The sequence below is a fragment of the Asanoa ishikariensis genome (assembly GCF_900107455.1).
In the GTDB taxonomy this organism is placed as follows: domain Bacteria; phylum Actinomycetota; class Actinomycetes; order Mycobacteriales; family Micromonosporaceae; genus Asanoa; species Asanoa ishikariensis.
Window position 1 is genome coordinate 2,635,987 of record NZ_FNQB01000001.1, and the last position, 20,108, is coordinate 2,656,094.

Consider the following 20,108-nt stretch of genomic DNA (forward strand, 5'->3'; position numbering starts at 1 on the left):
GTCGGTGCGGGCGCCTCAGATGTCATCGGCGATAGATCTCGTCAATCTCGGCCTGATGCGTCTTCAGCACGACGCCCCGCTTGACCTTGAGCGACGGCGTCAGCTCACCGGTCGCCTCGGTGAAGTCCGCCGGCAGGATGCGGAACTCCTTGATCGCCTCGGCGCGCGAGACGGCCTTGTTGGCGTCGTCGACCGCGCTCTGGATCTCGGCCCGCAGCTTCTCGTCGGTGCGCAGGTCCGCCACGGCGGTGTCGGCCGGCAGCCCCATCGACTCGAGCCAGCGGGGCAGGGACTCCGGGTCGATGGTGACCAGCGCGGCGATGAACGGCTGCCGGTCGCCGACCACCATCGCCTGGCTGACCAGGTAATGCGCCCGGATCCGGTCCTCGAGCACGGCCGGCGCGACGTTCTTGCCGGCGGCGGTGACGATGATCTCCTTCTTCCGGCCGGTGATGGTCAGGAAGCCGTCGTCGTCGAGCTCGCCCAGGTCGCCGGTGGCGAACCAGCCGTCGTCGTCGAGCACTTCGGCGGTCGCCGTCGGGTTGCGCCAGTACTCCTTGAACACCAGCGGGCCCTTGACCAGGATCTCGCCGTCGTCGGCGACCCGGACGGTGACGCCGGGCAACGGGCGGCCGACGGTGCCGATCCGGGTGGCGCTCTCCAGGTTGGCGGCGATCGCCGGGGAGGTCTCGGTGAGGCCGTAGCCCTCGTACACGGTGACGCCGATGCCCCGGAAGAAGTGCGCCAGGCGGGCACCGAGCGGCGCGCCGCCCGAGATCGCCCGGGTGCACTTGCCGCCCATCGCGGCCCGCAGCTTGCCGTAGACCAGCTTGTCGTAGAGGGCGTGCTGCATCCGCAGGGCCAGCCCGGGGCCGGAGCCCTCCATCGCGGTCGAGTACGCGATCGCGACCTGCTCGGCCTTGTCGAAGATGCCGCCCTTGCCCGAGGCCGCCGCGCGCTGCTTGGCGCCGGTGTGCACCTTCTCGAACACCCGCGGCACGGAGAGCACGAACGTCGGCTGGAAGTCCTGGAGGTCCGCGACCAGCGTCTTGGTGTCGGGCAGGTGCCCCATCGTGGCGCGGGCGTGCACCATGCCGATCTGGATCAGCCGGGCGAAGGAGTGCGCCAGGGGTAGGAAGAGCAGCGTCGAGCCGCCCTCGTGGAAGAGGTCCGGCAGCACCGGCACCGCGTTGGCGATGTCGGAGAGCAGGTTGCGGTGGGTCAGCACGCAGCCCTTGGGCCGGCCGGTCGTACCGCTGGTGTAGATGATCGTGGCGATGTCGTCGGCGGTCGAGGTGCGCCGCTGCTCCTCGATGACCGCGGCGTCGACCGTCGCGCCGCGCTCGCGGATCTGGTCGAGGTCGTCGGACTCGATCCGCCACACCTCGGTCAGGTCGGGCAGGTCGGCGCGCACGCCGGAGACCAGCGACGCGTGCGCGTCGGTCTCGACGAACAGCGCGACCGCGCCGGAGTCCTCGAGCATCCAGCGGACCTGCTCGGCGCTCGACGTCTCGTAGACCGGGACGGTGACCGCGCCGACGGACCAGATCGCGTAGTCGACGAGGGTCCACTCGTAGCGCGTGCGGCTCATCAGCCCCACGCGTTGGCCAGGTTGAATGCCGGCGGCGACCAGGCCGCGTGCGAGCGCGACGACCTCGTCCCGGAACTGTCCGCAGGTGACGTCGAACCATTCGCCACCGCGGCGCCGCCGGAACTGCACCGTGTCAGGTGCCGCGACGGCGTTGTCCCAGACCGGATCGGTCAGGTTCGCCGCGTCCCCGATCGTCACAACGGGGGGAACGGAGAATTCGCGCACCTGGCCTCCTACAGAACGCGATCAGCTAAATGCAACCTACCCGTATCGACATCGAGTCCGATCCGGGGGACCAGCGAGCCGTCAGCCAGTCGACAGCGCCCAAAGGGGTAGCCTGCCCCACATGGCGGACTCCTCCACCCAGTCGATTGAGATCGAGGCCACCCCGGCCCAGGTCGCGGCGGTGATTTGCGACTTCGTGCGCTACCCGGAGTGGACCACGGCGATGAAGTCGGTCGAGGTGGTCGAGGAATACGAAGACGGCTATGCGAGTCAGGTGCGGTTCGTGATCGACGCCGGCGTGCTGGTGGACGAATACACCCTCCAATACGAGTACGCCGAGGACATCTCGCGCATCGAATGGCATCTGGTCGCGCCGTCGAAGATGCAGAAGACGCAGAACGGTTCCTACGACATCGAACCGGTCGGCGAGCGTGGGAGCGAGGTCACGTACACGCTCGAAGTCGACCTGGCGGTGGGCATGCTTGGCATGTTCCGCAAGAAAGCCGAGAAGATGATCATGGATGCCGCCCTGAAGCAGCTCAAGGGCCGGGTGGAGTCTCTCTACCCGCGCGCCTGACCGGGCCCGCACCTACCTGAGGAACGACGATGGCACCGCAACCCGACCCCACGTCCGCCCGCGGCGAGGCCGAGCGCCTTGTCGCCGCAGCGCTCGCCATGGCGCGCCGGGCCGGCGACGGCCCTGGCCTCGCGGCGGGCATGAGCGCGCTCGGCTCGCTGACCGACGTGCTCGGCAGCGCTTTCGGCGGCGACCATCACCCATCCGGGGGTACGCACGCCGCCGGCCCGAAGATCGCCACGGGAACTGAGCCAAAGATCGCCACCGGCGATGCAGAGTGCTGCGTCTGTCCGATCTGCCGCGTGATCGTGGCATTGCGCGACCCGAGTCCGGAGTTCGCCGAGCGGCTCGCGACCGGCGCCGGCGACTTCGCCGCCGGGGTGGCCAGCCTGCTGCGGGCGGTCAACAGCTCCACCGCCGTGCGGGATCCGCAGCCGCCGCCGGCGCCCGCTCCCCGGTTCTCCGACGACGAGATCTGGCGCGCGGCCACCCGTACCCGCGATGATGTTGGACCGGGCCCCGCGGCCGGTGACGTCTGGGCGGCGGCCACCGCGGCTGGCGGCGCGGTCGACGACGAGGTCGAGCCGCAGCCGAAGCCGGCGAAACCGATGGCCCGCAAGGCCGTCAAGCGGACGGCGCCACCGGCGCCACGGTCGGACGACGACGCCTGACGGCGCCGTCGACCCGACGACAGCACAGCAGAGGGGAGCGGCAGCGGTGACGCTGACCATCGGAGTCGACGTGGGTGGCACCAAGGTCGCCGGTGGGGTGGTCGACGAGAACGGGACGGTCATCACGACCGTCCGGCGGGACACCCCCGCGGACGACGTCGCCCGCACCCGGGACACGATCGTCGAGGTCGCCGCCGAGCTCGCCGCAGCCCACCCGGCCACCGCCGTCGGCATCGGGGCGGCGGGCTGGATCGACGCCTCCCGCTCGACCGTGCTGTTCGCACCCAACATCGCCTGGCGCGACGAGCCGCTGCGCGACTACGTCAGCGACAAGGTCGGCCTGCCGGTCATCGTGGAGAACGACGGCAACGCGGCGGCGTGGGCGGAGTTCCGCTACGGCGCGGCGCACGACGCCGAGGACTCCATGGTGATGTTCACCATCGGCACCGGGGTCGGCGGCGCCATCGTGCTCGGCGGTGAGCTGGTCCGCGGCACCAACGGCATCGCGGCCGAGCTCGGCCACATGGGCCTGGTGCCCGGCGGGCACAAGTGCGGCTGCGGCCGGCTCGGCTGCATCGAGCAATATGCCAGCGGCAACGCGTTGGTCCGGTTCGCCCGGGCCGGCGCCCGGCAGGAGCCGACCCGCGCGGAGCGGCTGCTCAGCCTGGCCGGCGGCGATCCGGACCGGGTCAGCGGCCCGATGGTGACCGCCGCCGCCCGCGACGGCGACGAGGTGTCCCGCGAGGCGTTCGCCCAGATCGGCACCTGGCTCGGCATGGGCCTGGCCGACATGGTGCAGGTGCTCGACCCACAGGTCCTGGTGGTCGGGGGCGGGGTGGTCGACGCGGGCGAGCTGCTGATGGGTCCGGCCCGGGCGTCTTACCAAGAGTCGCTGGCCCAGCGCGGCCGCTGGCCGGTCGCGGACCTGCGGGTCGCGAAACTGGGCAACGGAGCGGGACTGGTGGGCGCAGCCGACCTGGCCCGGCGCCGATGACGGCTCGGGTGCGGGTCGTCTCGTACAACATCCATAGCTCCAAGGACGACCTGCGCGCGCTCGCCGCGGTGGTCGCCGACCTCGCGCCCGACGTGCTGATCGTGCAGGAGGGTGCCCGGCGGTTCCGCTGGCGCCAGAAGAACGCGACCCTGGCCGACCGGCTGCGGATGGTGGTCGGCGGCGGCGGCCTCTGGTCGCTCGGCAACCTGGTGCTGACCACGCTGCGGGTACGCGTGCTGGAGACCCGTGACGTCCGCTACCCCCTGGTGCCCGGCCACCACATGCGCGGCGCGGTGTTCGCCACCTGCGCGGTGCCCGGTGCCCGGTTCGTGGTGACCGGCTCCCACCTGTCGACCGACCCGGCGGTGCGCCCGGTGCAGGCGGCGGCCTGGCGGGCCGAGATGCGCGGCAGCGACCTGCCCGTCGTGGCGGCGGGCGACCTCAACGCGGAGCCCGGCGACCCGACCTGGGCCGCGGTCGCCGACGGGCTGCACATCGCGGGAACGGCACCGACCCACCCGTCGTCCGGCCCGCGCCGCGCCATCGACGGCGTCTTCGTCGACAAGCGCATCGAGGTGGCCAGCTTCCGGGTCGTGGATTCCGAGCAGGCCCGCCGCGCCAGCGACCATCTCCCGATAGCCGTCGATCTGGTGCTACCCGACTAGACAGGACACGCGGCCACCGGAAGGATCGGGCGGTGTCCACCGCCAACGACAGCTTCGACCCTTCCACCACCCTCTGGCGCGACGGCCGTCCGGTCTATGACCGGCGCGACACGGTCTGTGTGGTCGGTGCCGGCGCCAGCGGCCTCGCCGCCGTCAAGAACCTGCGCGAGCACGGCTTCGGCGTCGACTGCTACGAGCGGGAGACCAGCGTCGGTGGCGCCTGGAACTGGCGGCACGACCGCAGCCCGGTCTACGCCAACACCCACCTGATCTCGTCGAAGCCGTTCACCCAGTTCCCGGACTTCCCGATGCCGGACACCTGGCCGGACTACCCGCACCACAGCCAGCTCCTGTCCTACCTGGAGCGGTACGCCGACCACTTCGACCTCAACTCGCACGTCTGGTTCGGCACCGAGGTGGTCAAGGTCGAGCCGGCCGACGACACGAGCTGGGACGTGACCACCCGCAGCGCCGGCGGTGTCGGCTCCGAGCGGACCCACCGCTACCTGGCCGTCGTGCTGGCCAACGGGCACAACTGGGCGCCGAAGCAACCGGCCTACGAGGGCCTCGACGAGTTCCGCGGGCAGACCATCCACGCTTCCGCTTACAAGGACCCCAAGGAGCTGCGCGGCCGCCGGGTGCTGGTGGTCGGCGGCGGCAACACCGGCTGTGACATCGCGGTCGAGGCGGCGACGTCGGCGAGCCAGACCTGGCACTCCACCCGGCGCGGCTACTGGTACCTGCCGAAGTATCTGCTCGGCCGCCCCGCCGACCAGGTCAACGACCAGATGCAGGCGACCCGGCTGCCGCTGGGAGTGCGGCAGTGGCTGGCCGCCCGCACGCTGCGGCTCACCGTCGGCGACCAGAGCCGGTTCGGGCTGCCCAAGCCCGACCACAAGGTCTTCGAGACCCACCCGATCTCCAACAGCCAACTGATCTATCACCTCGGCCACGGCACCATCACGCCCGTGCCCGACGTGAAGCGCTTCCACCGGAGCGGGGTCGAGCTCACCGACGGCCGCCAGGTCGAGCCCGACCTGGTCGTCTTCGCCACCGGCTACCTGCCCCGGTTCGAGTTCCTCGCGCCCGAGATCCTCGGCGCCGACGAGCACGGCCGGCCCACCCTCTACCTGCACGCCTTCCCGCGTACGTACCCGACGCTCGCCGTCGCCGGCCTGCTGCAGCCCGACTCCGGGCTGTTCCCGCTGGTGCACTGGCAGACCGTGCTGATCGCGCGCTGGCTGCGGCTGCGCGACCGCGACCTGGAACGGGCGGCCGCGTTCTGGTCGCGTGCCTCGGCCGACGTGGGCAAGCGCTGGAACCGGGCCCGGGTCAAGGACTCCACCCGGCACTGGTTCGAGGTCAACCACGTCGACTACCTGCGGGCCCTCCAGGGCGCCCTGGACGAGCTCTCCCCGGCCACCGCGACGGCAAGGAGCACGCGATGACCTCCGTGCGGATCATGCGTACCCGCGACTGGGCCCACCCGGTGCCGCCCGCCCGCCGCGAGGTGCTCACGGCGACCCCCGAGCTGCCCGACGACAGCAAGCCACCGGTGCTGTTCGTGCCGGGTTTCGGGCACGGCGCCTGGGCGTACGCGGAGCACTGGCTGGAGCACGCCGCCGGGCGCGGCTTCGCGGCCCACGCGGTCAGCCCGCGCGGCCACGGCAACAGCGAGCCGGCGCCGAAGGCGGAGCTACGCGCGTACGCGCACGACGTCGTGCAGGTCGCCGCCGGACTGCCGCGCCAGGCGGTGCTGGTCGGCCACGGCGCCGGCGCGCTCGTGGTGGCGCACGCGCTGGCTCGCTATCCCGCCCGCGCCGGTGTGCTGGCCGCGCCGGTGTTCGGCGGCTGGGCGACGCTGGGCCTGGCCCTGCGCCACAACCTGTTCGGCACCCTGCCGGCCGCGTTCGGTGGGAAGCTGCGGCTCGCCCGGCGGCAGTTGTTCAGCCGGGCCCTGCCGGAGCCGGCCGCCCGGGAGTACCTGCGGCGGATCGGCCACGCCTCGCCGCGCGCCCAGTGGGAGCTGTTGCGGTCCCGTCCGCCGGAGGAGCCGGTCGGTGCCCCGCCGGTGCTGGTGGTCGGCACCCCCGACGACCGGGTGGTGCCCCGGTCCGCGCTCGACAAGGTGGCCCGCCGCTACGGTGGCGCACCGCTGCTGTTCCCCGGCATGGGCCACGACCTGATGCTCGACGCCCGCTGGCCGGAGCCCCTCGACGCGATCCTGGACTGGCTGGAGAAGGGCGAGCACTAGGGGTGTCTCGTGGATCAAGGCGGCACTCCGACGGCCCCAGACGACGCCCGACCGCACGCGAAGAGCGGCCAGATACAACACCGGTATCCGACCACTCTCCGCGCACGCCCGGACGCCGCCTGGGCCTCGCCGGAGCACCACCTTGATCCACGAGACACCCCTAGCTGCTGGAACGGACCACCAACGTCGGCTCGAAGACGACCGCGGTGGTCTCGCGCCGGGGCTCGTCGATGAGGGCCATCAGCATCCGGGCCGCCTCGGCCGCCATGTCCTCCAGGGGCTGGCGGACCGTGGTCAACTGCGGGCGGGCGGCCAGTGCGGCGCTGCTGTCGTCGAAGCCGACGACCGCGATCTCGTCGGGCACCCGGCGGCCGAGCTCGTGCAGCGCGCCCAACCCGCCCTGGGCCATCAGGTCGTTGGCGACGAAGACGCCGTCGAGGTCGGGATATTCCGCCAGCAGCTCGCGCATGCCGCGGTCGCCGCTGTCGTAGGTGAAGTTGCCGGTGACCGACGGGACGAACAACTGGCCGTGCCGGGCCATCGCCGCGCGGAAGCCGCTGCTGCGGTCCACGCTCGCGGGCACGTCGATCGGGCCGGTGATCATGCCGATCCGGCGCCGGCCACGGGCCACCAGGTGGTCAGCGGCGAGCGCGGCACCGCGGTCGTTGGCCACGTCGACGTGGCTGATCGGCACGGGGCGGGCCGGGCGACCGATCACCACGCCGGCGAGCCCGGCGTCGGCGAGGAGCTGGGGGAGCGTGTCGCCGGGGTGCAGCGAGAGCACCACCGAGCCGTCGGCCTGGCCCTGGCGCAGGTCGCCGACGAGCTGGCCGCGGGCCTGGTCGGCGCCGACGAGCTGGAGCGCGAGCTGGATGCCGGCCGGGCGCAGCGCGCTCATCAGGCCGCCGACGACCCGGCCGAAGAACGGGTCGCTGAAGAACCGGCTCATGAACGGGTCGTCGTCGTGGCTCTCCGAGTCGGAGACCACGAGGGCGATCGTGCCGGTGCGCCGGGTGACCAGCGAGCGGGCCGCGCGGTTGGCCACGTAGCCCGTGGCGTTCACCGCGCTCCACACGACCTCGTGCAGCTCCGGGTTGACGTTGCGGATGCCGTTGATGACGCGGGACACGGTGGCGCGGGAGACCCCGGCCAGCCGGGCCACGTCCTCCAGGGTCGGCAGGCGTGCGTTGTCAGTGGTCACGTCGCGCGTCGGCCCTCTCGTGTCGGACCGGCAGGGGAGAGCGCTCTCCGCCGCCGGCGTGGCCAACGCTAGCAGGGTGGCGGACACCGGAGCGCCCGCCACCCATGCGCGCTCACCGATATACGCCGAACTCCCACAGCGAATAGCCGTACGCGGTGGCCCGGGTCTGTCCGTTCATCCGGACGTAGCGGCCGGTGCCGTTGATCGCGAGGCTGTCGAAGCCCCCGTTGCCGGACGTCGTCGCGTACACCGTGCTCCAGGTGTTGCCGTCGTTCGAGGTCTGCACCTGGTAGCCCGTCGCGTACGCCGCCTCCCATGCGAGCTGCACGTGGTTGAAGGACTGCACCGAGCCGAGGTCCACCTGCACCCACGCCGTCGGCACCCACTCGCTGGCCCACCGGGTGGCGTAGTCGCCGTCGACGGCGTACGCCGGAAGCTGTGGGCCGTTGGTCCCCGTCGGCTGGTACGTCGACGCGGTCACCGGCCGGCCCCGGGCGAGGTTGGTGCCCGCGACGGTCGGCGGCACGACCTTGAACGAGCGCTGCTCGATGCCCACGTTGCCCTGGCCGTCGAACGCGTAGACGTAGACCTTCCACACGCCGAGCTGCTCGGGCGCCCGCACGGAGAACGTGCCGTTGCCGGTCTCCGTGAACGTGACGTTCGAGAAGCCCGTGCCGCCGGTGATGTGCTTGTTGCTGAACATCAGGTGGTAGCGGACCAGGTCGCCCTGCGGGTCCGTGGCGGCGACCGACAGCGGGAACGTGCCGCCGGCCGGCACCGCGGTCTGCGAGCCGACGGTCATGCCGGTGATCTCGGGCGGTGTGTTCGGAGCCGGCTGGCCGGAGTACGCCTGCCGGAGCGCGTGGTAGCCCCACCGGCGCCAGCCACCCGTGCTCACGTTGAGCCAGACGCCGCCGAAGTCGTTCTCGAGTCCGTAGTGGAACTCGGTGGCCCCGAGCGCGACACCCGGGTGCGACTTGATCGCCGCCCAGCTCGCCGCGTACCCGGCCCGCTTCTCCAGGTCCGACGGCTCGTCCGGCACGCCGTTGACGTCGTTCGGGACCTCCCACTCCCCGTCGGGTCCGGCCTCGGTGACGATGTACGGCTTGGTGTAGCCGCCCGCGATCCAGTCGTTCTTCACCCCGCCGATCGCGCCGTACGAGTTGACGGCGAGCAGGTCCAGCGCCGGCGAGTACGGCTTGTAGTACGTCCAGGCGTGGGTGTACGCGTCGGTCGAGGTGACCGGGTGGTTGGGGTCGGCGGCGTGGATGGCCACCGCCACCTCGTTGACGAACCGGGCGTACGCCACCCGCCGCGCCTCGACCACGTCCGCCGCCAGTCCGTGGTCCTGCATGGTCAGGATGACCTCGTTGCCGACGTCCCACATCAGGACGCCCTGCCGACCCTTGAGCGCGTTGACCCGGGCGACGATCTCGGCCTTGACGCTGTTCTTGTACGCGGTGTCGTTGACGTAGTCGGCGCCCTGGTTGAGCCAGTGCCCGACGACCACCTTGATCCCGTGCCGGGCGGCGGTGTCCAGCAGCACCGGGGTCTGCGCGTCGTCGACGCCCCAGGTGCGGATCGTGTTGACGCCCATGTTCTTCAGGTCCCGCATATACCCGTCGGCCGCGCCCTGCGGCGGGCCGTAGGTGAGGCCACGCACCTCCCACGGCGCCCCGTTGACCTGGAGCTGCCAGTTGCCCTGCGTCCCGGTGACCCGCACGACACTGGGACCGGCCGGCACCGCCGGGTCGGTCATCGCGGCCGGCGTCGTGCCGGTGGCCCGGGCGACCGAGACCGAGTCGACGCTGAGCACGCCGCCCGAGGTGGTCTCGGGCGTCGGGACGGTGAAGCCGGCGATGCCGCTCGGGTACAGGCCACCGATGGCCAGGTCGAACCGCAGGTAGAAGCCGTGGTGCACGGCCGCCTGCCAGGCGGTGACGCCGACCTGGCTCTCGCGGACGACCCAGGTCTGCCGCCCGTCGAGGTAGAACCGGATCTCCTCGTCGGTCTTCGTGCGGTCGATCACCTGGCTGTACTCGTGGTAGCCGGCCTGGCAGCCGGTGCAGGACGCGAGCCCGCTGGTGCGGCCGTTGTACTCACCGCACGGACCGTCCGGAGCGGTGCCGCAGTGCAGCGTCTGCGAGAGCTGGTTGCGCCCGTTGACGCCGCTCATGATGTCTGTCTCGCCGACGCCCGGCCAGTTGGTGTAGTTGCCACGGAAGGCGGCGCCGGTGGCCCGGAACGCCGGCCAGTAGCCGAGGCCGTTGGCGACATCCGGCTGCTTGAGCACCGCGCTGAACCGGGTGAGCTGGCCGGGTTGTGGGGCGAAGTCGGTGCGCTGGGTCTCGATGCGACCCGAGGTCCAGTTGCCGGCGCCGTCCTTCGTCGCCCGGATCGAGAGCCGGCCCGCGCCGTCGAGGGTGGCGTTCGCGGCGCTGGCGGTCTCGACCGAGCCGGTGCCCCAGTTGGCCGCGCCGCCCGGGTACTGCGTGCCGGTGCGGACCAGCCAGTTGGCGGCCGAGGGCGCGGAGTTGGCGGCGCCGGTGAAGTCGTCGCTCCAGACCGTCTGCCAGGTGCCGGGGTCCGGGTCGGGGTTCGTGCTTCCGCCGGTCGTGAAGACCTGGAGCTCCCACAGCGAGTAGCCGTAGCCCGATCCGCGGGCCGTGCCGTACATCCTGACGTAGCGACCCGTGCCGGTGACGCTCAGCGTCTGCGTGCCGCCCGCGCCGGTCGTGGTCGCGTACACGTCGGTCCAGGTGGTGCCGTTGGTCGAGGTCTGGATCTGGAACGCGCGGCCGTAGGCGCCTTCCCACTGCAACACGACCCGGCAGACGCTTTGGCTGGAGCCCAGGTCGACGTGGATCCACTGTGGATCGGCGAAGACGCTCGACCAGCGGGTGCCAGGGTTGCCGTCGACGGCCATCGCCGCGTCGACGCCGGCGCCTTCCGTCGAGGAGGCGGTGGCGGGCCGGCCCTGCGCGGCGTTCGTGGTGCCGCAAACGCCAGGGTTTCCGGTGCCGCCGATCGTGCCGTGCACCTGGAACTCCCACAGGGAGTAGCCGTAGCCGCTGTTGCGGACCGTGCCGTACATCCGGACGTAGCGGCCCGAGCCGGTGACGGCGAGCGTCTGTACGCCGCCCGGGCCGGTCGTGGTCGAGTAGATGTCGGTCCAGGTCGTGCCGTTCGGCGACGTCTGGAGCTGGAAGGCGCGGGCGGACGCGCCCTCCCAGTTCAGCGTGATCTGCGTGATGGAGGCGGTGGCGCCGAGGTCTACCTGGATCCACTGGGGATCCGCCCAGGCCGAGCCCCAACGGGTGCCGGCGTTGCCGTCGACGGCGGCGGAGGCGGGCACGTCGGCGCCCTGCGCGGAGGACGCGACCGCGGGTTTGCCCTGGGAGATGACGGCGTCGGCGGCGTTGGCCGCGGGTGCGGCGACCGCGAGCCCGGTGACGGTGAGAAGGGCGGCCACTGCGGCCGTGAGCAGGCGAGTTTTCACGGGGGACTGCCTTTCCGGAGAGGGGACGGAGCTCTTTGGAGAGCGCTCTCCAGTGCTGGCAGTGTTGCGCTCGACATTCATCGATGTCAAGGCATGTGGCCTTGACAGGAGATCGGTCGTACCGGACGCTGGAGAACGTTTCGGAGAGCGCTCTCCAAGGGAGTGATCAGATGGCTTTCCCGTCCACCTTCTGGTGGGGCGCGGCCACCGCCGCCTATCAGGTCGAGGGCGCCGTGGCGGAGGACGGCCGGGTGCCGTCCATCTGGGACACGTTCGCGGCGACGCCGGGCGCCACGGTCAACGGGGACACCGGCGCGGGGGCGGCCGACCACTACCGCCGCTTCGCTGACGACGTCGACCTGATGGCCTCGCTCGGCCTGACCGCGTACCGGTTCTCGGTGTCCTGGCCCCGGGCGGCCGACCTGGGCTTCTACGACCGGCTGTGCGACGCGCTGCTCGCCCGCGGCATCAAGCCGGTCGCCACGCTCTACCACTTCGACCTGCCGCAGTGGGTCGAAGACACCGGGGGCTGGACCCACCGCGACACCGCCTACCGGTTCGCCGAGCACGCCGCGGAAGTGGCGAAGCGGATCGGTGACCGGGTCGCGATGTGGAACACCCTCAACGAGCCGTGGTGCTCGGCGTTCCTCGGCTACGGCACCGGCGTGCACGCGCCCGGCCGGCGGGCCGACCCGTTCGCGGCCGTGCACCACCTGCTGCTGGCGCACGGGCTCGCCGTCCCGGTGCTGCGGTCGGCGTCACCCGGGTCCATCGTCAGCATCGCGCTCAACGCGGGCACCGTGCGGGCGGTCACCGATGCGCCGGCCGACCTCGACGCCGCGCGCCGGATCGACGGCCTGCTCAACCGGATCTTCTTCGACCCGGTGCTGCGCGGCGCGTACCCGGCCGACGTGCTCGCCGACACCGAGGGGGTCACCGACTGGGCGTTCGTGCGCCCCGGCGACCTGGCCACGATCGGTGCGCCGCTGGACGCGCTGTGCGTCAACTACTACCAACCCGACCTGGTCGGCGCGGCCGCCTCTCCTGTGGACGATGGCAGCCCCTACCCGACCGGTGGCCGCGTCGTGCACCATCAGGCGCCCGGCCCGGTGACCGAGATGGGTTGGCCGATCGACCCGACCGGGCTGCGCGACATGCTGCTGCGGGTCACGGCCGACTACGGGCCGCTGCCGCTCTATGTCACCGAGAACGGCGCCGCCTTCGTGGACACGGTGGTCGCTGGGCGCGTGCACGACGTTGACCGGATCGACTACCTGCGGACCCACCTGGCGGCCGCGCACGAGGCGATGGCGGCGGGCGTCGACCTGCGGGGCTACTTCGCCTGGTCGCTGCTGGACAACTTCGAGTGGGCGCTGGGCTATGGCAAGCGGTTCGGGCTGGTGCACGTCGACTACGAGACGTTCACGCGTACGCCCAAGGACAGTGCCCTCTGGTATCGCGACGTGATCGGTCGTGGCGCGGTCTAGACCTGGGTCAGGCGGGCGGCCAGGCTGCCGGTGCGGTCGAGCGCGGTGAGATAGGAGCGGGCCCAGGCCCGGATGTCGTGCACCCGCAGGTGGTCGCGCATCGCCCGCATCCGGTCCTCGACGTCGTCGGGGCCGGCCCGCATCGCGTGCATGAGCACGGCCTTGAGGCCGTCGAGGTCGTGCGGGTTGCAGAGGTAGGCCTGGGTGAACTCGGCGGCGGCACCGGCGAACTCGCTGAGCACCAGCGCCCCGCTGTCGTCCACTCTGGACGCGACGTATTCCTTCGCGACCAGGTTCATCCCGTCGCGCAGCGGGGTGACCGCCATGATGTCGGCGACGCGATAGAGGGCCGCGAGCTCCGCCCGGTCGAACGGCTGGTTCAGGTAGTGGATGGCCGGCTCACCCACCCGCCCGTACTCACCGTTGATCCGCCCGACCTCACGCTCGACCCGCTCGCGCAGCGCCCGGTTGTGCTCGACCCGCTCGCGGTTGGGCACCACGACCTGGACCAGCACGGCGTCGCGAACCTTGACCTGGCCGCTGTCGAGCAGCTCGCTGTAGGCCTTGAGCCGCTGCTCGATGCCCTTCGTGTAGTCCATCCGGTCGACCGAGAGGATCACGTGCCGCGGGTCGCCGAGATCGGAGCGCAGCCGTCGGGCCCGGGCGACCACGGGGCCGCTGCTGGCCAACGAGCCCATGTCGGCGGTGTCGATCGAGACGGGAAACGCGCCGACGCGCACGATCCGGTCGTCGACCGCGATCCGCCGGTCACTGGCCTGCAACCCGAGCACCTTGACGGCGAGCTGGGCGAAGTTGTGCGCGGCCTGGGCCCGCTGGAACCCGACGAGGTCGGCGCCGAGAATCCCGCGCAGCAACTCGGCGCGGCGGGGTAGCTGCATGAACAGCTCCGGCGGCGGGAACGGGACGTGCATGAAGAACCCGATGGTCAGATCGGGCCGCAGATCACGCAGGATCCCGGGCACCAGTTGAAGGTGGTAGTCCTGCACCCACACCACCGCACCGGGCTCAGCCATGGCGGCGGCGGCCTCCGCGTACCGCTGGTTGATCCGCTGGTAGGCCTCCCACCACCGGCGGTGGTAGACGGGTTGCTCGACCGCGTCGTGATAGAGGGGCCACAAGGTGGCGTTGGCGAACCCCTCGTAGTGCTCGGCGATGTCGTCGGCACTCAACGGGACGGAGTGCATGTGCACCCCGTCGAGGTCGGGCACCTGCCGCGCGGGCCCGGTCCGGCCGGCGAACCCGACCCAGGTGGCGGGACTCTTGCGCAGAATGGGATGCAGCGCACTGACCAACCCACCCGGCGACCGCCGCCACTCACAGGCGCCATCGGGCGCGACACTGTCATCGACGGGCAAACGATGTGCGACGACCACGAGGGCGCTTCTTCGCATGGGGCAGCAGGCTCCGCTCAAGCGCTGACGACGGGGACAGTCGTCATTCCTACTGACGCCACGTTACGCGACGATTACCACCCGGCGTGCCGGAGAGTAACTCACCGTCCTATTTATACATAATAGAAAGATTTGCTCGGGCCCGCCTGGCGCACGACCGCCGCCCCCGCCAGACACCGCTCGCGCGCGGCCGCGGACCACCGCGGACCCGAGTAATCGAATCCGGGTCACACCTTCGCGCCCTGGTCCGGGTCCCAGTCGTCGTCTTCGCCGCCGTGGCGGAGGCGGGAGACCAGGGTGACGAAGCCCGCCAGGATGGCCAGGAAGGCGACCACCGTCACGATCGAGCGATCGATCGGGACCACACCCGGGAACATGAAGAGCAGGAAGCCCAGGACGATGCCCAGGACGCCGGCTATCGCGTATTTCGAGATGCGGGGGAGTGGCGGCGGGGGTGGTGGGGTGTAGCCCTCGTCGTCGGTCGGCTCGCCGGGTAGGTCGTTGCCGAACGTGTCGAGGCCGTCGAGCAGGCTCGGGCCGTCGTCGGTGCGGGGGCCGACCGCGACGCCGGAGAAGTCGGTGGCCGACGGGCGCCGGGCCGGGGACGAGCTCGGCGGCGCGTCGGCCGGGCGGGTCGGGTCGCTGGCGGCCGCGAGGGTGCCGGCGGTCGCGTCCGGCGGCGGGAGGTTCTCGGAGGCTGGCCAGGTCGCGGCGACGGGCTCCTTGTCCCAGCCTTCGACTATCTTCGCCCAGGCGGCCTCGACGTCCGGATCGTGTCCGTTCGTGCGCGCCGGCGGCTCGTCGTCGGACCCCAGCTTCGCCAGGTAACCGCGGGCCGTCTCCACGTGGGCACTGTCGACGTAGAGCCGGTCGACCGGCCGCGGTGGCACCGTGGTGGTGCGGGTCACCGGGTTGAGGTCGGATGAGGGCTGGAGATAGGCGGCTATGCCGCCCGCACCGAGCACGTCCAGAATGTGCTCGCCGACCCGTGGGTCGACGTCGCCGGCCACGGCGAAGTCGGCCGCGTCGAGACCGTTGTCCCGCCGGCCACGGCGGGCACCACCCGCAGACACCGCATGTCCTCCTACCTGGCGCCGGGGTTCGCCCCGCGCCGTGCCGCCAATCGTGACACGTGCGCAGCCCCTTCCAGTAGTCCGTTGTGGCATGGCGTACGCGCTTCGTAGGCTCGATGTCGTAGCGTCAGCTCGCAGGACGTGAGGCAGGCCGGGTTGGCGGAAGGACATCGGTTGCTGTACTGGCTGCTGAAGTACGTGATCCTCGGCCCGTGGGTGCGCCTCGTCTTCCGGCCCATCGTCGAGGGGCGCGACAACGTGCCCGCGAACGGCGCGGCGATCATCGCGAGCAACCACCTGTCGTTCTCCGATTCGATCTTCATGCCTTTGGAGGTACGGCGAAAAGTCACCTTCGTGGCGAAAGCCGAGTACTTCACCGGTAAAGGGATCAAGGGCTGGCTGGTGAAGATGTTCTTCATCAGCACGGGCACGATCCCCGTCGACCGGTCCGGTGGGCGGGCCGCCCAGGCCGCCCTCGATACCCAGCTCCGGGTCCTGCTGGCCGGCAACCTGGCCGGCATCTACCCGGAGGGCACCCGGTCGCCGGACGGCCGGCTCTACCGGGGCAAGACAGGTGTGGCGAGGCTCGCACTGCTCAGCGGCGCCCCCGTGGTGCCGGTGGTGATGCTGAACGCGGACGAGATCCAGCCGCCGGGGAAGGTCATCCCGAAGATCAAGCGGGTCCGGATCCGGTTCGGCGAGCCGATCGACTTCGCCCGGTACGCGGGCATGTCCGGTGACCGGTTCGTCGAGCGGGCGGTCACCGACGAGATCATGTACGAGCTGATGGAGCTCTCGGGCCGCGAGTACGTCGACATCTACGCGCAGAAGGCGAAGAGCGCCGCCGCCCGGGTGCCCGGCCCGGCCAAGGCCAGCGATCCACCCACAGCCGTGGCCGCCTAGCTGGCCATGGTGGCTTCCGGCGCCGTCGTGCCGGTGAGCCGCAGCAGGCCCGGTGCGCGGTTGCGGGTCGCGAACGCCCGCACCTCGGTCAGTGCCACCTCGGCCGCCGCCGACTCCTGGGCGTTGGTGAAGCTGCCCGCGGCCAGGGCGAGTGCCATCATCCGGTCGGTGACGGCGGGGATCTGCCCGTAGATGCCGGCCGCCGCCGCGTAGAGCTGGCCCGCGCGGGCCTCGTCGCCGGCGGACGCGGCCAGCGCCGCGCTCACGGTCCGCAGCGCCGCCTCCGCCCATGGGGTGCGGTGGCTGACCCGGTCGAGCATGCCGCGTACCCGGACCGCCGCGTCGCGGCCCGCGAGCGCCGCCGCGAAGGCGGCCGCCGAGATCCACTCGCCGCTCGCCAGCGCGGGCACGGCCGACCACGACTCGGCCAGCTCGTCGAGCAGGGCCGCCGCGGTGTCGAGGTCGCCCTGTAGCGCGCGGACCTGGGCGGCCAGCCCGAGCGTCGTCCAGCGCGGCCGGTAGAAGCCACTCTCGCGGGCGAGCTCCAGCGCGTCGGCCATGTCGTCGGTGTCGCCGACGGTCGGCACCGGCTGGTCGCGCAGCACCCGCAGGAACGCCCGCAGCCCGCGGACCTGCATATCCCAGCGCCCGTCGGGGGTGTCGACGAACGCGTCGGCCGCGCTCAGCAGGCGGTCGAACTCGCCCGCGAAGTAGGCCCGCATCACGTCGCCGGAGTAGTTCGTGTTCAGCGAGTGCCCGTCCTGGAGGGCGGAGTCGGCCTGCGAGACCAGCTCCTTGGAGCCGACCCAGTCGCCTTCCTCGCTGAGCGCGTACGCGAGATTCTGGATCGCCCGGGTCAGCGCCAGCAGCCCGTGGGTGCGGCAGAAGTCGGTGACCGCGTGGAGCTCGGCGAGCGCGCCGCGGTCGCCGGCCTGGTAGCGGGCCATCGCGACGGTGATCCGCGCATTGGTCTGGGTCTCCACGTTGCCGAGCCGCTCGGCGATGTCGCCGGCCGCCTCGGCCGCGGCGATCGCCGGCTCGCGCTCGTAGTTGAGCATGTGCAGCCGACCCAGCTCCGCGTAGGCGTCGGCCTTCTCGCTCGAGTCGGGTACCCCGTCGAACAGCTCGACCGCGCGGTCCAGGCAGGACAGCGCGGCCCGCCGGTCGGCGCGCAGCCAGGCGGCCTGGCCGAGCAGGGTCCAGGCGCGCGCCGCGCTGGCCGCGTCGTCGTGCGCGCTGAGCCGGTCGGCGAGCGCGACGAGCTGGTCGGGCCCGCCGCCGCTGAGGAACTCCGTGCGGTCGCGGTAGAACGAGATCTCGGTGCGCAGCAGCTCGAGCTGGAGGCGGCCGCCCGGGTCGGACTGGTCGGCCAGGGCGATCGCCCGCTCGACGTGGTTCGCCGCCGCGTCCAGGGCGTGCAGGGCGTACGCCCGCCGCGCGGCCCGGTGCAGTGCCTCGCGGGCCGCGGGTGCGAACGGGGCCGGGTCGACGCCGAGCGTACGGGCGATCTCGTGGGCCGCCCAGCGGTGGTGGGAGAGCACCTCGGCGAGGTCGGTGTCGCGGCCACGGGACAGCGCGTCGAGCCACTCGGCGGTGCGCTCGTGCCGGGCCACCCGCTCGGTGCGCGGCAGCCGCTGGTAGCAGACGTCGCGGACCAGCACGTGCCCGAAGCGGAACTCCTGCTGACCGGCCATCGTGGACGTCGGCTGCTCGTGCACGAAGTCGCGCTGCTCCAGGCGGCGCAGCGAGCGCTCGACCGACTCGACGTTGCGGCCCAGCGCGGCGGCGACCGCGCCCGGCCAGAAGACCATGCCGACGACCGACGCGGCGAACAGCACCGTGCGGTCCTTGGGGTCGAGCAGGTCGACCCGGTTGGCGATGACCGCGTGCACGCTGTCGGGCATCGGCAGGCTGAGGTGCTTCTCCAGGGACCAGCCCCGGCCCGACTGGCGCAGGGCGCCCTGCTCGATCAACATCCGCACGTACTCGTGCGCGTAGAGCGGGTTGCCGTCGGCCAGCTCGACCAGCGGGCTGAGCATGTCGGCGGAGAACGCGGCCTGGCCGAACATGTGGGCGTAGAGGGTGGCGATGCCCGTGGCCCGCAGCGGCGGGAGCGTGATGGTCAACGAGCCGGTCAGCGAGCCCGCCCAGCCCGGGTCGCGGTCGATCAGCTCCGGCCGTGCGGTGCAGAGCAGCAGCAGGGGTACGTCGCGGGCGGACGCGCCGAGCAGCTCGACGAAGCGCAGCATGCTCTCGTCGGCCCAGTGCAGGTCCTCGAAGACCAGCACGGTCGGCCGGCGCGCGGCCAGCGCCACCAGGAAGCGGCGCCAGGCGGACTCGGCGTCCTCCGCGGCGAGTCGGCTCGCCGGCAGGCCGACCAGCGGGCGCAGGGCGTCGATCAGCCGGTCGGCCTCGCCCGGACCGACCAGGTCGGACACCGCCTTGGTGAGCCGTTGCGCGGCGGCCGCGGCAGGGTCGGTGTCGAGGATGCCCGCCTCGGCCTTGACGATGTCGGCGAGCGCGGCGAACGCCACGTTCTCGCCGAACGGCGGGCAGCGGCCGGTGCGCCAGGTGACCGGCTCGTCGAGCAGCCGTTCGGCGTGCTTGAGCAGCTCGCGGACCAGCCGGCTCTTGCCGATGCCGGCCCGGCCGAACACGGTGACCACCTGCGGCACCCGGTCGTGCATCGACCGGTGCAGCGCGTTGACCAGCAGGCCCAGCTCGTGCTCGCGGTCGACCAGCGGGGTGCTGTCGGGCTCCTTCTCGACGTGCGTGCGGCGCCGCGGTGCGACCGCGAGCCAGACCTCGGTCGGCGTCGAGCGGCCGCGCAGGGTGACCGCCGGCTGGTCCTGGTAGCGGACCGTGTCCTTCGTCAGCGCATAGGTGTTGCCGCAGACCAGCACCCCGCCGGGCGGCGCGGACGACTGGAGGCGGGACGCCGTGTTGACCACGTCGCCGGCCACGATCGCCTGGCCGCCGTCGCGGGCCGCGGCCACGTCGACCAGCGCCTCGCCGGTCGCCACGCCGACCCGGAACCGCATGCCGGCGGCGTCGGCGCCGTCCGGTGCGAAGCGGGAGAGCACCCGCTGCAACTCGAGGCCGGCGCGCACGCAGCGCAGCGGATCGGTCTCGGTGGCGACGGGCGCGCCGAACAGGGCCATCACCGCGTCGCCGATGTATTTCTCGACGACGCCGCCGTACTGGCCGACGACCCGGCGGGCGGCGGAGAAGAAGCCGTTCTGCATGGCCCGGACCTGCTCCGGGTCGGCCCGCTCGGCGTACGGCGTGAAGTCGATCAGGTCGACGAACAGCACGCTGACCCGCCGCCGGTCCTCGCTGTTGTCGCTGTTCACCTCGGTGCGCGCGCCGCCTTCGCGGGCTGTGCCGCAGCTCGTGCAGAACGCGGCGTCGCCGGGGATCGGGCGGCCGCACTGACGGCACGGCGGAGCCAGCTCGGCACCACAACCGCCGCAGAACCTGTCGTTCTCGGCGGGGGTCCGGCCGCACCGCGCGCAGGCAGCGGGAATGGCGCACTCCTAGCGACGTATCACCCGGT

General features: G+C 72.1%; 14 protein-coding genes. 8 read left to right on the plus strand and 6 right to left on the minus strand.

Annotated elements, in window-relative coordinates:
* Positions 1-22 precede the first annotated feature (22 nt).
* Positions 23-1,816, minus strand: a complete 1,794-nt coding sequence (locus tag BLV39_RS12455; RefSeq protein ID WP_090790380.1) for an AMP-dependent synthetase/ligase — start codon at positions 1,814-1,816, stop codon at positions 23-25.
* Between the two features lie 121 nt (positions 1,817-1,937).
* Here BLV39_RS12455 and BLV39_RS12460 point away from each other — a divergent pair, with 121 nt between their 5' ends.
* The 6 genes from BLV39_RS12460 to BLV39_RS12485 are packed head-to-tail and all read left to right on the plus strand — an operon-like array spanning position 1,938 to position 6,977.
* On the plus strand, positions 1,938-2,393 hold the full coding sequence (locus tag BLV39_RS12460; protein WP_090790382.1) for an SRPBCC family protein: 456 nt from the start codon (positions 1,938-1,940) through the stop codon (positions 2,391-2,393).
* Positions 2,394-2,422: 29 nt separating this feature from the next.
* Positions 2,423-3,064, plus strand: coding sequence for a hypothetical protein (locus BLV39_RS44120; RefSeq protein ID WP_090790383.1), 642 nt, complete (start codon positions 2,423-2,425; stop codon positions 3,062-3,064).
* A gap of 46 nt (positions 3,065-3,110) precedes the next feature.
* Positions 3,111-4,058 (plus strand): ROK family glucokinase, encoded by a 948-nt coding sequence (locus BLV39_RS12470; RefSeq protein WP_090790385.1) that lies wholly within the window; start codon positions 3,111-3,113, stop codon positions 4,056-4,058.
* Entirely contained in the window at positions 4,055-4,723 is a 669-nt protein-coding gene (locus tag BLV39_RS12475) for an endonuclease/exonuclease/phosphatase family protein (RefSeq protein ID WP_090790387.1), read from the plus strand. Before BLV39_RS12470 ends, BLV39_RS12475 begins: the two co-directional genes overlap by 4 nt.
* Before the next feature lie 32 nt (positions 4,724-4,755).
* Positions 4,756-6,171 carry a flavin-containing monooxygenase gene (locus BLV39_RS12480; protein ID WP_090790389.1) on the plus strand — a complete coding sequence of 472 codons (1,416 nt, stop codon included), beginning with the start codon at positions 4,756-4,758 and terminating at the stop codon, positions 6,169-6,171.
* A complete protein-coding gene (locus BLV39_RS12485) occupies positions 6,168-6,977 on the plus strand; it encodes an alpha/beta hydrolase (protein WP_090790391.1) in 810 nt (269 codons plus the stop codon). The genes BLV39_RS12480 and BLV39_RS12485 overlap by 4 nt, the downstream gene beginning before the upstream one ends.
* A gap of 160 nt (positions 6,978-7,137) precedes the next feature.
* Here the strand turns inward: BLV39_RS12485 and BLV39_RS12490 are convergent, their stop codons facing one another.
* Together BLV39_RS12490 and BLV39_RS12495 are read right to left on the minus strand one after the other, a co-directional pair.
* Positions 7,138-8,178: a LacI family DNA-binding transcriptional regulator gene (locus BLV39_RS12490; protein WP_090790393.1), complete on the minus strand. Its 1,041-nt coding sequence runs from the start codon at positions 8,176-8,178 to the stop codon at positions 7,138-7,140.
* Between the two features lie 112 nt (positions 8,179-8,290).
* Positions 8,291-11,677: a galactose-binding domain-containing protein gene (locus BLV39_RS12495; protein ID WP_239083921.1), complete on the minus strand. Its 3,387-nt coding sequence runs from the start codon at positions 11,675-11,677 to the stop codon at positions 8,291-8,293.
* A 170-nt stretch (positions 11,678-11,847) separates the two neighbouring features.
* On the opposite strand from BLV39_RS12495, the gene BLV39_RS12500 reads away from it, so the two are divergent.
* Positions 11,848-13,164 (plus strand): GH1 family beta-glucosidase, encoded by a 1,317-nt coding sequence (locus BLV39_RS12500; RefSeq protein WP_204082910.1) that lies wholly within the window; start codon positions 11,848-11,850, stop codon positions 13,162-13,164.
* On the opposite strand, the gene BLV39_RS12505 is transcribed toward BLV39_RS12500, so the two are convergent.
* Both BLV39_RS12505 and BLV39_RS12510 read right to left on the minus strand, forming a co-directional pair.
* On the minus strand, positions 13,161-14,576 hold the full coding sequence (locus tag BLV39_RS12505) for an alpha,alpha-trehalose-phosphate synthase (UDP-forming) (protein ID WP_090790398.1): 1,416 nt from the start codon (positions 14,574-14,576) through the stop codon (positions 13,161-13,163). The two genes, BLV39_RS12500 and BLV39_RS12505, sit on opposite strands and share 4 nt — an antisense overlap.
* A 227-nt stretch (positions 14,577-14,803) precedes the next feature.
* On the minus strand, positions 14,804-15,649 hold the full coding sequence (locus BLV39_RS12510) for a DUF308 domain-containing protein (protein WP_090790400.1): 846 nt from the start codon (positions 15,647-15,649) through the stop codon (positions 14,804-14,806).
* A gap of 174 nt (positions 15,650-15,823) precedes the next feature.
* On the opposite strand from BLV39_RS12510, the gene BLV39_RS12515 reads away from it, so the two are divergent.
* Complete coding sequence (locus BLV39_RS12515) at positions 15,824-16,552, plus strand: lysophospholipid acyltransferase family protein (RefSeq protein ID WP_090790402.1); 729 nt, start codon at positions 15,824-15,826, stop codon at positions 16,550-16,552.
* Here the strand turns inward: BLV39_RS12515 and BLV39_RS12520 are convergent.
* Positions 16,549-20,079, minus strand: coding sequence for an AAA family ATPase (locus BLV39_RS12520; RefSeq protein WP_090790404.1), 3,531 nt, complete (start codon positions 20,077-20,079; stop codon positions 16,549-16,551). The genes BLV39_RS12515 and BLV39_RS12520 overlap by 4 nt on opposite strands.
* Positions 20,080-20,108 lie beyond the last annotated feature (29 nt).

Coding starts and splice junctions, on each gene's coding strand:
- BLV39_RS12460 (WP_090790382.1), top strand. CDS start 1,938: ATGGCGGACTCCTCCACCCAGTCGATTGAGATCGAGGCCACCCCGGCC.
- BLV39_RS12500 (WP_204082910.1), top strand. CDS start 11,848: ATGGCTTTCCCGTCCACCTTCTGGTGGGGCGCGGCCACCGCCGCCTAT.
- BLV39_RS12485 (WP_090790391.1), top strand. CDS start 6,168: ATGACCTCCGTGCGGATCATGCGTACCCGCGACTGGGCCCACCCGGTG.
- BLV39_RS12475 (WP_090790387.1), top strand. CDS start 4,055: ATGACGGCTCGGGTGCGGGTCGTCTCGTACAACATCCATAGCTCCAAG.
- BLV39_RS44120 (WP_090790383.1), top strand. CDS start 2,423: ATGGCACCGCAACCCGACCCCACGTCCGCCCGCGGCGAGGCCGAGCGC.
- BLV39_RS12505 (WP_090790398.1), bottom strand. CDS start 14,576: ATGCGAAGAAGCGCCCTCGTGGTCGTCGCACATCGTTTGCCCGTCGAT.